Below are 16,468 nucleotides of genomic sequence, written 5' to 3' on the forward strand. Positions count from 1 at the left end.
TTGTCAACCAATCTTACACAGCCCAAAGTGCGCCGCAATAGCGACTCTTGTTCGGGTGTGGGGTAAAATCGGTAGCGATAGCTTTTCCATGTCTCACATTTTAGCATATATTTCGTAAACGATGCTCATATTTAACAGTAAAGCCGTCGTAGAACGACGGGGTTTCAGACCCAAAATTTTCGATGACACCACATCCGTTTTTAGGCTCTCACTTTTGGCGGATTATTAATGTAATGTTAATTGAGCTTAGAAAGAGATAAATCAATGACGGTATCCTATGAGCAAGACTTTCGACTTTAGGACGAACAAATGGCTGATTTAGGCGTTGCTGATTTGAGTCTTCACCCCGACATTTGAGATAAAATGCCTCTTAAGCTTAACTACTATAAGAATTCATCTTTCTATCGTATTGAGGACGACAGGGACTGCCCCAAGCGACCTTTTGAGCGGGAATATCGGCAAATACGCTACTTCTTGCCCCAATAACAACATTAGAGCCAATTTTTACCCCCGGAGCCAGGAAACAATCGGCCGCGATCCAAGTACCATTACCAATGAGGATGGGAGTGGTTTTTAAGCCAAAAGAGCGATCGCAGGGATCGTGACTGCCAGTGCAGAGATAGCATTTTTGAGAAATCACACAATGACTGCCGATGGTAACGTTATCTAAACTATAAATCACCACATCATCGCCAATCCAAGTATAATCGCCGATCGCCACTTTCCAAGGATAAGAAACCCTTGCCGTCGGGCGAATTTTCACCCCAAGGCCGATTTTAGCCCCGAATAGTCGCAAAATAGCGCAGCGAAAGCTATCCATCTGGTGCAAACTAAGGGGGAAAAGAATCCCCTGTACTAACCACCAAAGTAGGATAATTGGATTAGAACGACCGCGATCGAACCAAGATTGATCGTAGGTACGCAGATCTAGCCACGCTTCCTCATCGGTGCGGATTTCTGGGGACATAGGACTTATTTAATCATTTCTGCGGGTTGAGGTTCCGAGGGTTTAACCGGGGGATTAGCCTGGGCATTAACGTTTAATTTACCGCCAAATTGCCGTAATTCGTACAATTTAACCCCTATTTGGTATTCGTACTGACTCAAAAGACGACCGTAGATATAACCGGCTTTGCCATCCAAGAAACCGAGACGGATAACATAAAAGAGAATAAAGCGCAGCAGCGGTTTAAAGGGCAGTTTTACCCAAATTTTCTTTAAAAAACGTTTTCTCTGCACCGCATCACCGAACAGGTTCGCTCCGATCGTGCCGCTTTCGTCATTACCCGTGAGAATATTGTAATAAACCCGCGCTTCCCAGTTGGAATAACGATTATGTCTTTCTAACCAATGATAGATATCGCGGAAATCGATGTGCAGCATATCATTTTTCAGATATCCCACCTTGCCATCAAGGATAACGTGTTCATGAACTTCGTTATCTCCCGTGTTGGGGATATCTTCCGTGTTTAAATTCTCGTATCTGCCCGACTTATGTTTAAATAAACGCAGATTCCAGTCGGGATACTTGCCACCATAACGGATCCACTGTCCGAGGAAGAAGACGCGACGATTGAGATAATAACCGTTATAGTCGGGATCTTGGATCACGGTGGCGATTTCGTCCCATAGTTCGGGGGTGATTCTCTCATCACAATCGACGATTAATACCCATTGATTGCGAAAAGGCAGATTATCGAGGGACCAGTTTTTCTTTTTCGGCCAACGACCATTAAAATAAAATTGGACTACATTAGCCCCATAGTTGGTAGATATTTCGATCGAGCGATCGCTACTTTGGGAATCGACGACAAACACTTCATCAGCCCTAGCAACACTCTCTAAACAGGCGGGAAGGTTAGATTCCTCGTTTTTGGCGGGAATTAACACCGAAACGGGAATTTTTTCTGATTGACTAAACATTGGCACACTGTGGCTAGGTAGAGTGTTCGCATCTTTCCTTAAAACCCTTAGTCACTCAGAAAGCGAGAACTAGGACCTAAGATTTTTTTTTATCTTACTATACCTTATTCGGTTTTTACGTCATTCTCCTGCTCTTCTCCCTAAATTTCTAACTGCGAAATAGACGACTATACTGGGTTTCGTGGTTCATACTGGCAAAACTTAGCCCCCAACTCCAACTGCTCAGGTTTTCATCGGCTAAACTGATAATATCTGCTGTTGCTGTTAATAAACTGGGCTGTAAACCGATCAGAAGCGATTGTCCTAGGGTTTGTCCAAGGGGAATTAAACGCAATCCTGCATTGATTAAATTACTTGCCCAACTGTGTAAATAGCCTAAAACCGCTAATTCTTGGCCAATTTGCCAATGACTTGCCCCGATCGCAAAAGCGGTGGCATAATTAGCCTGTTCTGGTAGATTATCTCTGGCCGGTGCTAACTCCCGCAATAAGTTTAACAGCGATCGCCCCATTTGCCAGCTTTGCTGTCTTAATTCGGCTGTTTCCCGCGTTGCCGATAACCAGTTATCCCAATAATTAAGTTTTGTAAAATCCTCTTGACAAAAACAACGATATACCCTTAGCAAAACAGCCGTTTCTAAGCGAATCGAGCCTTGACAAAGCGATCGCTCTAACCAATCATTTAAGCTGGCACTATTAGAGATAATCCCCTTTTCGACGAGGGTTTCTAGCCCTTCGGAATAACTATAGGCCCCCACGGGTAAAATGGGACTAGCCAATTGTAATAAACACAAAAGTTCTTTTTGATTGAGCATAGAAAACCGAGAAAATTGTCCTTAACACAATTAGGGAAACCCTTGGCACTTCGGTATGTAGATCGGTAGAAAGCGGCACTCTGTGAATTATACCGTGGTTAATAGCCACAATTATAAACTACTATACTTATGTCCTCACGAGAACAGCATTTTCTGAAAATAAATCTTGTCGTTCTCCTCTTGATTTTAGCTTTGATTGCTGGGGTTGATCGGGAAAAATTACACTCTAGTCTTTTATTTTATCCTCCCGCTACTCCCCCAACTCCGCTCGCTGGTTTATTAACCCATTCTTTTCAATTGCTTTGTTGTCTGCCCCCGATTGTTTGCCTTTTTAGTTATACTTTGTTGTCCCGCAAGGCAAGTTTCAATAATTCTCGCCATTTTTTACTTGTTTCTGGCATAATAACGGGACTTTTTGCCATCAATGAAATCTTCAGAATTCATATTATTCTCCTCTATTTTAATATTCCCAAATTCTTGACTATCTCCGTTTATGCCCTCGCAATTCTGATTTATGGTTTAGCATTTTGGCGGCGAATAAGACAAACTTATTACCAAATTTTAATCATCGCTTTAGCACTTTTAACTTTGGCAATCGCTATCGATTTTCTCCAGATTAAAAATCAAGGTTTTGCTAGTCTAAGTGAAGGAATTCCTAAACTGTTAAGTGCTGTGAATCTAGCTGGCTATTTTTGGGATGTATGTTTTCAAGAAATTTCCGCCCAGATCAAATCCCAATAAATTATCCATTCATCTGTTTAACCAGATGTAAAATTTCGGGAAGAATCAGTTTTTCTAGGGCTAATTTAACGGCATTAGTGGAACCGGGGAGAGAAAAGACTAATAAGTTTTGATAAACCCCAGCTATTGCCCTTGATGCCATGGCACGGGAGCCAATTTCCTGATAGCTGAGATAACGAAATAATTCGCCAAAACCGGGCAAAGTAATCCTTAATAAAGGTACTAAAGCATCATAGGTATTGTCTCTGGGAGCAATACCCGTACCCCCATTGAGAATTAAGACTTTTATCTGATTTTGATTACTAATCTCTGGTAAGATTGCTTGAATTTGTAAGGGTTGATCGGGGATAATTAAGTATAGGCCGATATCATGACCCGATCGAGTTAGTAACTCTTGAATTATTTGGCCACTCCTATCCGTCTCTGGGGTACGAGTATCGCTCACCGTGACTACGGCACAGGTAAGGTTAAGGGGGGCGGTGTCGGGATGGGGATTGACACTCCCGTCACTAAAAGCGAGGGATTCTTGGTTCATCGAGTTTCCTTAATCTGACAGGACGTATCCAACATTCGCCAGAGGGCCTCCTTGGGGCAAGGGGGGGTCAGACGATTTAATCTTTTTTCTGCCTGGCGATAGTATTGCGGTATTTCTACCGTTTCCCCATCACTATTAGCGTAGAAAACTTTTAAGCCTACATCCAATCCTACACATCTTTTAGTCGGTCTTAAGGGTTTTGCCTATTCCCGAATATCAACGCTAAGGCAGAATTGGACATAGTAACCGTCTGCTCGTTTAACAATCCTAACTCGTTTAATTTGGTCTATAGGGTAAAAGTTTAAGTCTCTAGTTCCTTTCAGTTTAACCGTGCCAAGATTTTTCTTAGTCGTGCTTCGCTCTTTTATATTGGTCGGGGTTTCATCCCGTCGCGCTGAGCGCTTCCGGTCTTCACCCCGACATTTGAGATAAAAATTAACATGAATCGCTCACTTTTCCTGATTTTTCGGGTCATTAGACCTGTCAGACTAAATCAGCAAGATAGCTCACCATCACCACTACTCCCCGCTCCCCGCTCTCCTATAGCTTTTACACAGGATTTAGTAAGAATAATACCTGCTGCCTGAAGCGGCAAAAATACGGGTTTCAACCTAGACGCAGTTTAGTGATAATTCTTTGACAATAGAGTTGAATTCCCTGTAACTTGGCTAGGGAGAATTTGGGTTTAATAGGAAGGATCAGTAAAGACATAAAACTCATCCGCAGCAAGCGATAAACAAGGATAGTTAAAGTCGTATGTTTTTCGAGACTGAGAAGATAACTATAGATATTATGAGTTAGTCTTAGATAACCATAGCGACGGGTAATAGAAGATGGTTCATGAATGATTTTAATCTGATTGGTAACAACAACTAAATAGCCTTGTTTTGCGTATCTTCGGGAAAAATCAAAGTCTTCGTAGTAGAGAAAGTAATCGGGATCAAAATGGGGACAAGTGGAAAAATTCGAGAAATTAATTAATAAACTGCATCCCGTCACCCAGTCAGGAATAAAATAGGGTTTATCTCCATAGTCTAAGGATTCCTCCACCACGTTAATTGTGCCGATTTTGGCATTAAATTTTCCCCAACCAAACCAGATTTTACCATCCGGTTCGTAAATTTCTGTACCAGCGATGGCAACTTCGGGATATTGCTGAAAAAATTTGCTTGCTTTCTCCAGAGAGTCCGGTAATAAGTAAGCATCGGGATTAACTAACCAAACGATAGCTTCTCTGTCTTGTTGATAAATCCAATCAAGTCCTAGATTACATCCTTTCCCAAATCCTAAATTTTCCCCCGCTTCAATAATCTTGACTCTTTGCGCTGCTAAAGATTGGATATTTTTATCTTCAGGGGAATTGTTAACAATGATGAGAGTAGCAGATAAGTCATCGTTGAGGGAAGCAATTAAACGCTTAATTAATTCCCCGCAATTGTAGTTAACCGTCAATAGATAAATCATTACTGATAAAAGGTAGGAGTCACTAGCAATTAACAATGGTTAGAGAATAGCTTTCCCGTGAGAATTACTTCTTCTGAAGACGACAGAGATTAAAATTTTCGATTTTGGTGGGAAAGGGTTGACAACTTTGGAAGTCAATAACGAGATTTTCCTTGGCTAAATCCTCCACTATATCAGGAGATTTTTTATTAAAGTCTGTCTGGAGAATGTAGAGAGATTCTGGGGGAGTATTAGCAATAAATGTCTCGGCATTTTTTCGCATTAAAGTTCCCTCACTGACTCCAGTATTGCCTTTGAGTCTCACAAAACGAGTCGAAGCGGGAAAATAAGGAACGATAAAAGATGTTCCTTCATCTCCCCAGATAACAATCGTGGAATTTTCGTAGGGTTTTAATGCTTGACTATCGATACCAAAATAATGATCTGACCATCCCATTCTCCACCAATCCATCGGTTTAACCGTAGTGACAATTAAGGAAAATATTACCAAATTTATGATTAATAATGGTTTCTTGCGAGGATAAAGATAGGCAATAATCAAAATAATTAAAGTGGGAGTGATTAATTCTAATGGCATCAGATAACGATAGATAGAAAATCCCACTAACCAAATAGAGTAAGCGGTCAGAGAAAAAGGCAGTAAAAACCCTAAAACTGCACCGTGGGTTAAGTCAGGTTCAGAAGATAGATTGCGCTTAGAAATAGCACGAAAAATAATCACTACTATTAGTAAAATTATCAATAAATAGGTTATAGCTAATCGGCTATCTTGGAAAGGAACCTCAGAGACAAGAGTTTGTCTCTGGATAAAATAAACAGGATAAAACAACCATTGCCAGATATCTTTAGGCAAATATTGTATCCCTTTAAAATTGTAGTCGGTTTCGATATAAGGAGATTGAAATATTTTATTATAGAAGGGAAAAAGAGGATTAGCAAACTTTGTCCACATTAAGATTATCCAATAACCAGCAGTGAGACTAACCCCCACGGCCATTGAGATAATTGATAGAATTAAATTGCGTAACTTTTCTGACCAAGAATTGGGTAAAAAATTAATGGCCACCAAAAAGCTGATACTATATAAAGCATTGGTTAATTTTAATCCCGTTGCCAATCCTAATAAGAGTCCAGCTAAAAGAATATTTTTAGAGGGAATTGGCAGATTTTTCCCTAAACTACTAACTATAAAAAATAATCCTCCCAGAACGAAAACACTGGTGGTATTATCACCAATACTGGTTCCTAACTCCGAGATATAGGCTGCCCCAAAAATACTGGTAATCGCTGCCGCTATGCTTAAAGTTATCTTGTATCTTTCCGAAACTTTATCTAGGGAATGATAGGTGATTAGGTGAACTAACCACTGATTTAACCCGTGAAATCCTCCCATGAAAAAACCCACGACAATCGGAGGCAATTTCAGATAATAAATAGCGACAAAGAAGGGAACATCGATGAGGGGATTAAAAAAAGTTTGTATCTGTGCGGGTAGGACATCATACTTAAACCTTCCTGTCAATAACATATAGGGATTATAGAAATGATAATTGCGTAAGTCCCAACTAACATCTTGACCTAAAATAACCGAGATAATTCCCAAAGCAATAAAGTAGATAATTGCCCAAAATAAGGGATGAGAAATTGGAAAACGTTTCAGGGTTGTCATAATTAAAAGTTCAAGATTTATTTGTTTAGTTTTACTAGCTTAACTTGGCAATTTATAGTTAAGGATGAGATTAAGATTACCTAGTAACAATCCCACAAAGACAATAAGCATGATTATTTTAACAAAATTAGTTAAAATTTTCGATTTTTTCTCGGTTAAATCATTAAAGAAAAATCCCCCTAAAATAATTGCCGTTCCGATAATAAAGTAATATCTACCGTAAGGGGAACTCAAAACCCAATCCTTAATATTTAAATTCACCGACCAAACGACAAGAAAAATAAAGATAGTGGTAGCACTGATAAAATCAGGGTTCTTACGAAAATCGTCTAAGAATATACCAAGCACTAGAAAGAGAAATCCATAGTAAGGAATTACATACCAAGCATAGTAATGGCTTTGAGCGCCAGAAAAAATAAGAAGAATTGTATAAATTAATATAGGAAAAATAATTAATCGTATCTTAGATATTTTTAAAGTAAATCTGGAAACTAACAGCAGAGTGATCCAACTAAAAATTAACCAACCATCCTCAAAAAAAACTGTAGGTAAAACTAGATTTTTTAACATAGCAAAATCCGTAAAGCGATTTTTATGTTCTTGGAGAGTGGTTAAAAACCAACTAAAATCATAAAACCAACCGTAAAGGTAATACAAACCAAAGGATAAAACTGCCGTCAGAGAAGCGATTAAGCTATCTCGCCAATTTTTTTGGAATAATAGTAAAGCGACTAGAGAACCTAGAATATATAATCCTGTCACCTTAACTAAAGGTGCTAAACCACCTAGAAATATAGCCAAATATAGATACTTTTTTTGAGACTTTTCACTGTACTGAAGGAATAAAAGTGCTACCGCTAAACTTAGACATAATAATAAATTTTCACTAACTACTAAACGAGATAAAAAAACCGTATTGGGGTTAGTGGCAAAAATTAAAGAAGTTATAATCGCCACCCCGGTATTAGTCAAACGTAAAGCTAATAAATAAAGCAAGAAAATAGAGAGAGTGCCAAAAACTAAAGAAGGAATCCTAATTACTGTTAAACTACAGTCAAAAAATTCCTTTGCTCCCGATAAAATAGCCGTCATACCCACAATTAATCCAAACAAGGGAGGATGATCAAACCAAGGGGTAACAAAACGATAACGAACAGCAGTTTTTTCCCAAACTTTCACCAGAAAATCATCCGTGGGACTGAGGAAAGACCAACTGGTAGGAACTCCCTCTTGAATCAAACTCATGCCACTCCAAGCAAAAGCAAATTCATCTTGAGTCCAGTTATAGGGGGGTAAGGAATCGTACTGATAATATCTTAAGATAAATCCCAAGACCGTAATTAATACACCTAGAAATAGACGGTAATCAAACTTTTCAAAATTCTTAAATATAAAATCTCGCTGCATCATTATTCTGAAATTGGCTCGCTATTTATCTTTTGGGGTGAACCCGCGCTATTGTATCACAGTTTGACGGTTATATTTTTTGGCAAACCCAGATCAATTAAATACCTGATTATCGAGATGACTTAACCTTGATAATTTCTCCTTGGTAAATTCTCAGGGGTATCAAAGGGCAAACTCATCTTTATAGCCAACTCTAGGCAAGGGACTCATTTCTAGCAGAAAAGTTCCCCAGTTTCTCCCTACTAAACTATAACTTAAGAGATTGACATTACCATCAGCAATATGCTAAAAAACATTAGCTTAAGTAGGGAGGCACAATTATTTGTAGGATAGGTTAGCGGTAGCGTAACATAATCGGGCGTTGGGTTTCATACTTCAACCCAACCTACGTTCATCTTATATTTAATTCCACCCACCTACTCAATAGCCGAGTAACAACAATTACTCCGTTAAAAATTCCTATATTTTCCCCTAAAGCCAACATCTTTACCTTAGTTGCCCACATGATTCGTCAGTTAAATTATTCTAGAGTTTGGTTGTTATTAATTCTTATTTTTGCCCTTTTCCTGCGTCTAAATGCCGCTTTCTCTTATCCTAATATTCTCTGGCCAGATGAAATTTTTCAGACCTTAGAACAGGCTCATCGACTAGCTTTTGGCAATGGGATGATACCTTGGGATTTTCGGGACGGGATTCGTTCTTGGTTATTTCCGGGCATTCTTGGCGGGATTATGAAGCTAACTGCTGGTTTTTCGGAAGGCTCCAGTGGCTATCTGGCCAGCGTCAAGATTTTCCTCAGTTTACTATCTTTAATCCCCGTTTGGATCGGATTCTCGATCGCCTACGAAAGCATCGGTTTGGCCGGCGCTATCCTAACCGGCGGTATTTGTGCGATTTGGTTTGAATTTATCTATTTTGCCCCGAAAGCCTTCACCGAAGTTATTGCCGCTTATTCCCTGCTGGTGGGCGTTTATTTAGGATGCTACGGCAAAAATCCCCCCTCTCGTCAGCGACTGTATTGGACGGGGTTTTTCTACGGATTGACCACCTATCTTCGATTTCATTTACTGCCGGCCATCGCCATCGCCCTCATTTATCAAGTTAGACAAAAAAATTTTCCCCAATTACTGCCCCTTGCCCTCGGTTTTCTCGGTCCAGTTTTGCTGGGTGGCGCTTTAGACGCTTTCACTTTGTCCACCCCCTTCCAATCGATTTGGAAACTGATCTGGATTAATATTTTTGAAGGAAAATTTAATAGTTTTGGCGTATCCCCCTGGCAGCAATATTTTACTTGGTTAGCCCTCAATTGGTCCTGGTGGCTGCTTCCGATCCTCTTCTTCTCTGCAATCGCTGCTCGTCGTCACTGGATTCTCGCCCTTCTGGCCCTAGTTATTATCCTTTCTCACAGCTTTTTAGGTCACAAAGAATATCGCTATATGTTCCCTGCCCTACCATTAATTATTATTCTCGCCGGTTTGGGAACCGCCACTCTCGTCTCGCGTTTATCGTTAATGCGAGGTTCCCTCGCCAGCAAAACTATTGTTATTTTTAGTAGTTTACTTCTTTGGGCTTTTCTATCCTGGTTATTGGCGGGGCGTTTTAATACCGACCAGACTTTTAATTTCGGACCGCCTTGGCAAAAACCGGGCTATACTCACTGGCAAACCCACGGCGGACAATTACAGGCCTATCAGTATTTAAGTAGCGAGAAAAAACTCTGCGGTTTAGGAGTAAAAGGATTGGCGTGGCAATATACGGGGGGATACGCCTACTTACACCAAGATGTACCGATTTATTTCCTCAAAGATAACCAAAATTTTGAGGCACTACAACCTTATTTTAATTATCTATTATTTAATCAAGACAGGGCCGCCGTCGGAGATTATCAACGGGAGAAATGCTTTAACGGAACTTGCGTTTACAGGCGCTCGAATTCTTGTCAAATTAACCCGAATTATCATATCAATCGCTATCTCAAAGAAGCTGGCGAGTAGGATCATAGATACTTAGGCAAAGCGGGATAACTTCGATGATGAAAAAAGTTAAAATCTTGCCAATTTACCTAAGTTTTCTGATTTTAATCTACATACTTTTTGTGATCATCGTCAACCTCTCCTCTTTCCCCAGATTGCACGGAGATGAGGCTTGGTTTGGACTGAATGCCCGGGAAATTCTCCACCACTGTTTTGATTGAATACTGTCCCAGTTGTCGAGATTTTCCCAAATATTGGAAAATTATCTAAGGAAGTTACCCAGAATCTATAATTATTCAAAATCAATTATCTGCAAAAATTCTCAGCTTATATATTAACGAAAGCCAATAATAAGCTGACTTTAAACCTCAAAATTTTTGGTAAATATCTTGACAAATGATCCCGATTAATGGTATTATTAGAGTGGTTTTGGTAAAAATATCCAACAGCCAGACACCCCCTAGACTAACTTAGTAAAATTAATTCCTCCCTATTGATAGATGAAAATCAAGAAATATCTTAAGTTCTGGAAATATCCTCGCTTAGTTGATGAACGAGAGACTTTAATTGAAGAACGAGATTCTCTCAAAGATCATCTGAAGAGTTTGAATCAAGAAAAACAAGAAATGATTCGGGAAAAAAACGCTCTTTATGAAAGATTAGGTCAGTTATCCTTAACCATTCCCGAACTGCAAGAAATTAGTCCCAAACTGCTCGATATTAGCGTCATCAAAAATAAGTCCAGGCAGTTCCGAGTCCAATTGGATGCCGAAAAAGAAAAACTCGCTCCCGACAATTTTGGCTGGTATCCTTACAACACTTTAACCTGCTTCGAGATTCTCGAATTACTATTAACGGGTAAAAACCGTTTTCTCCTGGAATTAATCTCGGAAAACCCGATTGTTGATATTGGTTGTGCCGATGGGGATCTGGCGTTTTTTCTGGAATCTTTGGGCTGTAAAGTACAGGTGGTTGACTACGCTCCTACTAACTTTAATCTTATGCAAGGAGTTAAACTGCTCAAAACTGCTCTTTCTTCCTCTGTGGAGATTCATGATGTTAACTTAGATTCCCAGTTTATCCTTCCCGAAAAAAGCTATAGTTTAGTCATCTTCTTAGGAATTTTATACCATCTCAAAAATCCCTACTATGCCCTCGAAACCTTAGCAAAATCTGCCAATTATTGCCTGATTAGCACCCGCGTCACTAAGTTTAATACGGTGAGTAATACCGCTAATCGAGTCGATCTTTCCGCGATTCCTCTAGCCTATTTACTCGATGAACTAGAAGCAAATAATGATTCCACCAACTATTGGATCTTTTCTAATGCCGGGTTACGCCGCATTTTACAGCGAACTGGCTGGGAAATTTGCGATTATATAACAGTAGGTAATACCGAAAACTCCGATCCCGCCAGTCGTGACGGCGATGAAAGAGCCTATTGTTTAGTAAAAAGTCGTTTCTATCAAGATTAAGTAGGTAGGTGTTAAAAGTTGTCAGACACCCCCCTTATCAAGGGGGGATTAAGGGGGGATCCCCCCGCCTATCGGCACCCCCCTTATCAAGGGGGGCAGGGGGGATCGAACCCAAAATCTATCTTCAATTTAATTATAACTACTTACTTAGAAATGCCTAAATATCAGACCAGTCTCCTAAAAATATGAACTATCCCCCTAATCCCCTCTTAAACCGACGTAGTTTGCTGAAATTAGCGGTCCTAGCCGGAGGAAGTGCCGGACTAGCTACCCTTCTCTCCTCTCGGCTCAGTTATTCTGCCGACCAAAACCAAGCTAGTGCCGAGAATATAGAGGCAATAGAGGAATTTTTGCGGCAAATTCGCCCAGTAAATTCGCAAAATCTCCAGTGGACAGAATATAGCTTTGAAACAGTCACCGTTGATCGTCAAGGGCAAATTATCGATCGCCGTCAGGGTAGCGCTCGCTCCTGGCGCGAACCTTTAGGCAACGGCAGCGAACTAGAAATGGTGGCTATTCCGGGGGGCAGTTTTCAACGAGGCTCGAAAAATGAGGAAAAAGGCGATCATACTAGCAGTGAAAAACCAGAAAATTCCCTGACGACGGCGGCTTTTTTTCTGAGCAAATACCCGATCACCCAAGCACAATGGCGAGCGATCGCCCAACTTCCGAAAATTAATCTCGAACTCAACCCGGCGCCCTCCTTTTTTCAAGGGGATAACTTGCCCGTTGAAAGAGTCTCCTGGTACGAGGCGATCGAATTTTGTCAACGACTCTCCCGGGCCACCGGCAAAGATTACCGACTAGCGAGTGAATCGCGCTGGGAATACGCCTGTCGCGCCGGTACAACCACCCCCTTTTACTGCGGGGAAACCCTCACCAGCGAGCGCGCCAATTACTTTGCCGTCTATGATCCCTACGCGGAAGAACCAGCCAGCGCCTATCTGGCCAGGACTACCCCGGTGGGCAGTTTCGCCCCCAATAATTTCGGTCTCTACGATATGCACGGCAACGTGGGCGAATGGTGCGCCGATAGCTGGCACCGGAATTACGAGGGAACTCCGCCCCTGGATGGTAGTGCTTGGTTAGACAGGGATACTCGCTTGCAGCCCCGTTATCGTTCCGCCCGTTTAGTGCGAGGGGGCAGTTGGGGCGATGAAGCTAGGCACCTACGCAGTGCCAATCGCACCTTTTGCCTTCCCGATCAACACCACAGCGTCTTGGGTTTACGAGTCATGGCCGATAGTACCGGTTAATCAATGCTTGTGTCCGCCCAAGAGACGACAAAGGCATGGTTCAATAGGGTAGGTTGCCAAAAGACCAAAAGTATTTAGAATCTTCTGCCGTTGTCAGTGCGTCTGTAGCTAAATCAACCGCGAGTGAGGTCAAATTTTTCATGAAGATACAGCAGTCTCATCTTTTCTTAACTCCCCCCACAGGAGATCTACAGGTACCTTTATCTCCTCCTCCCCCGGACGACGGCAACCTAGAAGAAGAAAAAAATTATCCTCTCAGCCTGTCTCTAGTCATTCCCACCTACAATGAACGGCAAAATATCGTTCAATTAGTCAACATTCTCAGTCAAATACTTGACGAAGCCCTTCCCAACGATTACGAACTGATCGTTGTCGATGATAATAGTCCCGATCGCACTTGGGAAGTCGCCGCATCTTTAATCCCTGAATATCCCCAGCTGCGAGTGCTGCGCCGGGAGGGAGAAAAAGGCCTATCCTCGGCAGTGGTGAGGGGGTGGCAAGTGGCACGGGGCGACATCCTTGGGGTCATCGATGCCGATTTACAGCATCCCCCGGAAGTGTTATTAAAATTATTCGAGCAAACCAGAGCCGGAGCCGATCTCGCCCTGGCTAGTCGCCATGTGGAAGGGGGTGGAGTCAGCCAATGGAGTCTGACTCGACGCTTCCTCTCCCGGGGGGCGCAGCTGTTGGGATTAGTCATTCTGCCGGCGGTGGTGGGACGGGTATCGGATCCGATGAGTGGCTATTTCATGGTTAATCGACAAGCGATCGCTGGCCCAATCTTAAACCCGATGGGCTATAAAATTCTCCTCGAAGTTATCGGCCGCGGCAATATCGACCAGATCGCCGAAGTGGGTTACGTTTTCCAAGAGCGTCAAGACGGTGAAAGCAAAGTCACCTGGCAACAATACATCGAATATATCCTGCACTTGCTGAAATTGCGTTCCCGCGGTCGTTTCGGTCGTCTGAAAAGGCGTTGGCAATTCCCCCTCGCTCGCTTTCTTCGCTTTAGTTTAGTCGGGTTTAGTGGCGTATTCGTCGATATGGCTATCTTTTATCTCCTCAGCGATCCCACTACCCTCGCTTGGGGAGTAACTCGCAGTAAGATTATCGCCGCCGAGGTGGCTATTATTAATAATTTTCTTTGGAACGATCGCTGGACTTTTGGCGATTTGTCCACCGGCCAAAATCAGTGGCAGCAGCGTTGCAAACGTTTTCTGAAATTTAATCTTATTTGTTTGGCCGGTTTGATCCTCAACGTGCTGCTCTTAAACTTTTTCTTCAATGTCTTACATATTAATCGCTATATTGCTAACTTAATAGCGATCGCTATAGTTACCGTTTGGAACTTCTGGATGAATTTAAAACTCAGTTGGCGTTCGACGGATGTTAAACCCGAAAAGTCCGGCAAGCAATAGGAAAGCCTGGGAAAACTTGGCCTCTAGTGATGCAAACCCTTTTTAACTCTCGTTCAACCGCTGGCAGCCTTAATTTTTGGGACTTAAAAGCGGCCCAAGGTCAACAGGAAACCGATTACTGGGGATTAAGTCTCAAAGAGGGGATGGAATGGCTTGATCAAAATGCCGATGACTTTGCTTGGGCAAAGGCCGCCGATCCCGATTATTATGCTTTCCCCCATTGTCCGACAATTCACGCCGTCCAACGCCAGGACACCCCCCTAACCATCATTAAACATTGTCGTCAGCCATGATCGAAATGACTGCTATTCCGCCGATTTCCCTGAAAAACTATCGTATTGTTGCGATTATTCCCTGTCACAACGAAGAACTAACGATCGCAAAAGTGGTCTCCCAATTCCAAACTTTTTTGCCAGAAGCGGCAATTTATGTCTATAACAACCGCTCTACCGATGATACCGTGACGGAGGCACTCAAAGCTGGGGCGATCGTGCGTCAGGAAGCCCAACCGGGAAAAGGCAATGTTGTCCGGCGGATGTTTGCCGATATCGAAGCGGATATCTATATTCTCATTGATGGTGATGATACCTACGAAATTGCGGCAGTACGACGCTTAATTGAACGAATGTTGGGGGAACAATTGGATATGGTGGTCGGTGCGCGTCGGGAAGCGGTAAAATCCTCCCAGGCTTATCGTCCGGGTCATCGCGCCGGTAATCTATTTTTAACAGGATTCGTGAAATTTCTGTTTGGAGCGCGTTTAATCGATATGCTCTCCGGTTATCGTGTCTTTTCTCGTCGTTTCGTCAAATCTTTTCCCGCTTTGTCCAATGGTTTCGAGATTGAAACCGAGTTAACTATCCACGCTTTAGAATTAAAAATTCCCTTCGCTGAAGAACCAACCCTCTACGGGGAACGTCCCGAAGGTTCCCAAAGTAAGTTAAAAACCTTTCAAGATGGCTGGCGGGTATTGGGGACCGCTATCCTACTTTTTAAAGAAATTCGTCCTTTTCTCTTTTTTAGCCTTGTCTCGCTAATTTTGGCGGTTATTTCCCTTCTCTTAGCGATTCCCGTCCTGTTTGAATACCTCGAAACTGGCTTAGTACCACGTTTTCCCACCGCTATTTTATCGGCCTCGATCATACTTTTAGCCTTTTTAAGTTTGACCTGTGGCATGATCCTCGATTCCGTCTCCCGGGGACGAAAAGAGATGAAACGAATGGCCTATCTAGCTAACAGTTGGCTGAAAGCTTAGGGAAAAAGTTACCTAAACATACAAGTTTAGGTAACATCTGAGTTAAACCGTCTCTAACCGTTGCAGCACGGAGGAGGGTTTTTTGTCAATAAATTCCGCCGGCGAAATTTGATATTTAATCAGATTGGCTAATTCCTGTAGTTGGCTGATGGCTTCCGCGCCTTCGAGTTTCATTAACTCTCGATCATCGCGCATTTCTGTCCAGGTGATGCCGTAATCGGACACGAGAAACCGAATTAGATGGGTTTCCCCCAATCCCACCATAAAAGATGCGCTATTCAGTTGACCGCCACAGGTGTAGCAGGATGCTAAATAACCTTGATTTTCTAGTGCGGTCGCTAAGGCCTGTAAATCCATGACTAAGTCTTTGACCAGTTGGCGATGCTGTTCTGCAAGTCGTTTAAACACAATATTCCTCCTGATAAGCTTTTACGCATTTAAGTTACATTGACAGCATTACCCTTATTTTTAAGTTTTCTACTCCATTTAATAATCAATCCCCCTTCATTTAAAAGCTGATTGACTACTTTTTCCAGTT

The 16,468-nt window shown here is 42.0% G+C and carries 17 protein-coding genes and 1 pseudogene; 8 read left to right on the plus strand and 10 right to left on the minus strand.

The window, feature by feature from the left end; all coding sequences use genetic code 11:
- The 4 genes from EWV66_RS03800 to EWV66_RS03815 all read right to left on the minus strand — a co-directional run.
- Positions 1 to 107, minus strand: a 107-nt coding sequence (locus tag EWV66_RS03800; protein WP_287107344.1) for a helix-turn-helix domain-containing protein, incomplete at its 3' end; no start/stop codon positions are given.
- Between the two features lie 269 nt (positions 108 to 376).
- Positions 377 to 967 carry a hormogonium polysaccharide biosynthesis acetyltransferase HpsU gene (gene hpsU / locus EWV66_RS03805; RefSeq protein WP_052276972.1) on the minus strand — a complete coding sequence of 197 codons (591 nt, stop codon included), beginning with the start codon at positions 965 to 967 and terminating at the stop codon, positions 377 to 379.
- Between the two features lie 5 nt (positions 968 to 972).
- Positions 973 to 1,923, minus strand: coding sequence for a glycosyltransferase family 2 protein (locus EWV66_RS03810; protein WP_052276971.1), 951 nt, complete (start codon positions 1,921 to 1,923; stop codon positions 973 to 975).
- 148 nt (positions 1,924 to 2,071) lie between these two features.
- Complete coding sequence (locus EWV66_RS03815; RefSeq protein ID WP_072927648.1) at positions 2,072 to 2,737, minus strand: urease accessory protein UreF; 666 nt, start codon at positions 2,735 to 2,737, stop codon at positions 2,072 to 2,074.
- A gap of 129 nt (positions 2,738 to 2,866) precedes the next feature.
- Between EWV66_RS03815 and EWV66_RS03820 the strand changes: the two genes are divergently transcribed.
- Positions 2,867 to 3,478 (plus strand): DUF8692 domain-containing protein, encoded by a 612-nt coding sequence (locus EWV66_RS03820; RefSeq protein WP_052276969.1) that lies wholly within the window; start codon positions 2,867 to 2,869, stop codon positions 3,476 to 3,478.
- 1 nt (position 3,479) lies between these two features.
- Here EWV66_RS03820 and EWV66_RS03825 read toward each other — a convergent pair whose 3' ends face one another.
- The 5 genes and pseudogenes from EWV66_RS03825 to EWV66_RS03845 form a co-directional block, all read right to left on the minus strand.
- Positions 3,480 to 4,013: a MogA/MoaB family molybdenum cofactor biosynthesis protein gene (locus EWV66_RS03825; RefSeq protein ID WP_004159364.1), complete on the minus strand. Its 534-nt coding sequence runs from the start codon at positions 4,011 to 4,013 to the stop codon at positions 3,480 to 3,482.
- Positions 4,014 to 4,081: 68 nt separating this feature from the next.
- A pseudogene (locus EWV66_RS03830) lies at positions 4,082 to 4,366 on the minus strand (hypothetical protein); the annotation flags it as partial.
- A 253-nt stretch (positions 4,367 to 4,619) separates the two neighbouring features.
- Positions 4,620 to 5,477: a glycosyltransferase gene (locus tag EWV66_RS03835; RefSeq protein ID WP_052278479.1), complete on the minus strand. Its 858-nt coding sequence runs from the start codon at positions 5,475 to 5,477 to the stop codon at positions 4,620 to 4,622.
- Positions 5,478 to 5,541: 64 nt separating this feature from the next.
- Positions 5,542 to 7,146 carry a glycosyltransferase 87 family protein gene (locus EWV66_RS03840; protein WP_185237228.1) on the minus strand — a complete coding sequence of 535 codons (1,605 nt, stop codon included), beginning with the start codon at positions 7,144 to 7,146 and terminating at the stop codon, positions 5,542 to 5,544.
- A gap of 39 nt (positions 7,147 to 7,185) precedes the next feature.
- Positions 7,186 to 8,556, minus strand: coding sequence for an ArnT family glycosyltransferase (locus EWV66_RS03845; RefSeq protein WP_052276968.1), 1,371 nt, complete (start codon positions 8,554 to 8,556; stop codon positions 7,186 to 7,188).
- 500 nt (positions 8,557 to 9,056) lie between these two features.
- Between EWV66_RS03845 and EWV66_RS03850 the strand changes: the two genes are divergently transcribed.
- The 7 genes from EWV66_RS03850 to EWV66_RS03880 all read left to right on the plus strand — a co-directional run bounded on the left by EWV66_RS03850 (position 9,057) and on the right by EWV66_RS03880 (position 15,930).
- Positions 9,057 to 10,547: a glycosyltransferase family protein gene (locus tag EWV66_RS03850; RefSeq protein ID WP_287107788.1), complete on the plus strand. Its 1,491-nt coding sequence runs from the start codon at positions 9,057 to 9,059 to the stop codon at positions 10,545 to 10,547.
- 35 nt (positions 10,548 to 10,582) lie between these two features.
- Positions 10,583 to 10,747: a hypothetical protein gene (locus tag EWV66_RS03855; RefSeq protein ID WP_158499354.1), complete on the plus strand. Its 165-nt coding sequence runs from the start codon at positions 10,583 to 10,585 to the stop codon at positions 10,745 to 10,747.
- A 279-nt stretch (positions 10,748 to 11,026) separates the two neighbouring features.
- On the plus strand, positions 11,027 to 12,001 hold the full coding sequence (locus EWV66_RS03860; protein ID WP_052276967.1) for a methyltransferase domain-containing protein: 975 nt from the start codon (positions 11,027 to 11,029) through the stop codon (positions 11,999 to 12,001).
- 185 nt (positions 12,002 to 12,186) lie between these two features.
- Positions 12,187 to 13,257, plus strand: a complete 1,071-nt coding sequence (locus tag EWV66_RS03865) for a formylglycine-generating enzyme family protein (protein ID WP_072926549.1) — start codon at positions 12,187 to 12,189, stop codon at positions 13,255 to 13,257.
- Positions 13,258 to 13,397: 140 nt separating this feature from the next.
- Positions 13,398 to 14,675, plus strand: a complete 1,278-nt coding sequence (locus tag EWV66_RS03870; RefSeq protein ID WP_072926547.1) for a glycosyltransferase — start codon at positions 13,398 to 13,400, stop codon at positions 14,673 to 14,675.
- A gap of 29 nt (positions 14,676 to 14,704) precedes the next feature.
- Positions 14,705 to 14,968 carry a hypothetical protein gene (locus EWV66_RS03875; RefSeq protein ID WP_185237230.1) on the plus strand — a complete coding sequence of 88 codons (264 nt, stop codon included), beginning with the start codon at positions 14,705 to 14,707 and terminating at the stop codon, positions 14,966 to 14,968.
- A complete protein-coding gene (locus EWV66_RS03880) occupies positions 14,965 to 15,930 on the plus strand; it encodes a glycosyltransferase family 2 protein (RefSeq protein ID WP_185237226.1) in 966 nt (321 codons plus the stop codon). The genes EWV66_RS03875 and EWV66_RS03880 overlap by 4 nt, the downstream gene beginning before the upstream one ends.
- 42 nt (positions 15,931 to 15,972) lie before the next feature.
- Here the strand turns inward: EWV66_RS03880 and EWV66_RS03885 are convergent, their stop codons facing one another.
- A complete protein-coding gene (locus tag EWV66_RS03885; RefSeq protein WP_002764683.1) occupies positions 15,973 to 16,338 on the minus strand; it encodes a DUF1815 family protein in 366 nt (121 codons plus the stop codon).
- Positions 16,339 to 16,468 lie beyond the last annotated feature (130 nt).

Source organism: Microcystis sp. M_OC_Ca_00000000_C217Col, assembly GCF_007095585.1.
Classification (GTDB): Bacteria; Cyanobacteriota; Cyanobacteriia; order Cyanobacteriales; family Microcystaceae; genus Microcystis; species Microcystis panniformis.

Excerpts from the sequence above, each read along its gene's own strand:
- hpsU (WP_052276972.1), bottom strand. The coding sequence starts at position 967 with ATGTCCCCAGAAATCCGCACCGATGAGGAAGCGTGGCTAGATCTGCGT.
- EWV66_RS03810 (WP_052276971.1), bottom strand. The coding sequence starts at position 1,923 with ATGTTTAGTCAATCAGAAAAAATTCCCGTTTCGGTGTTAATTCCCGCC.
- EWV66_RS03815 (WP_072927648.1), bottom strand. The coding sequence starts at position 2,737 with ATGCTCAATCAAAAAGAACTTTTGTGTTTATTACAATTGGCTAGTCCC.
- EWV66_RS03820 (WP_052276969.1), top strand. The coding sequence starts at position 2,867 with ATGTCCTCACGAGAACAGCATTTTCTGAAAATAAATCTTGTCGTTCTC.
- EWV66_RS03825 (WP_004159364.1), bottom strand. The coding sequence starts at position 4,013 with ATGAACCAAGAATCCCTCGCTTTTAGTGACGGGAGTGTCAATCCCCAT.
- EWV66_RS03835 (WP_052278479.1), bottom strand. The coding sequence starts at position 5,477 with ATGATTTATCTATTGACGGTTAACTACAATTGCGGGGAATTAATTAAG.
- EWV66_RS03840 (WP_185237228.1), bottom strand. The coding sequence starts at position 7,146 with ATGACAACCCTGAAACGTTTTCCAATTTCTCATCCCTTATTTTGGGCA.
- EWV66_RS03845 (WP_052276968.1), bottom strand. The coding sequence starts at position 8,556 with ATGATGCAGCGAGATTTTATATTTAAGAATTTTGAAAAGTTTGATTAC.
- EWV66_RS03850 (WP_287107788.1), top strand. The coding sequence starts at position 9,057 with ATGATTCGTCAGTTAAATTATTCTAGAGTTTGGTTGTTATTAATTCTT.
- EWV66_RS03855 (WP_158499354.1), top strand. The coding sequence starts at position 10,583 with ATGATGAAAAAAGTTAAAATCTTGCCAATTTACCTAAGTTTTCTGATT.
- EWV66_RS03860 (WP_052276967.1), top strand. The coding sequence starts at position 11,027 with ATGAAAATCAAGAAATATCTTAAGTTCTGGAAATATCCTCGCTTAGTT.
- EWV66_RS03865 (WP_072926549.1), top strand. The coding sequence starts at position 12,187 with ATGAACTATCCCCCTAATCCCCTCTTAAACCGACGTAGTTTGCTGAAA.
- EWV66_RS03870 (WP_072926547.1), top strand. The coding sequence starts at position 13,398 with ATGAAGATACAGCAGTCTCATCTTTTCTTAACTCCCCCCACAGGAGAT.
- EWV66_RS03875 (WP_185237230.1), top strand. The coding sequence starts at position 14,705 with ATGCAAACCCTTTTTAACTCTCGTTCAACCGCTGGCAGCCTTAATTTT.
- EWV66_RS03880 (WP_185237226.1), top strand. The coding sequence starts at position 14,965 with ATGATCGAAATGACTGCTATTCCGCCGATTTCCCTGAAAAACTATCGT.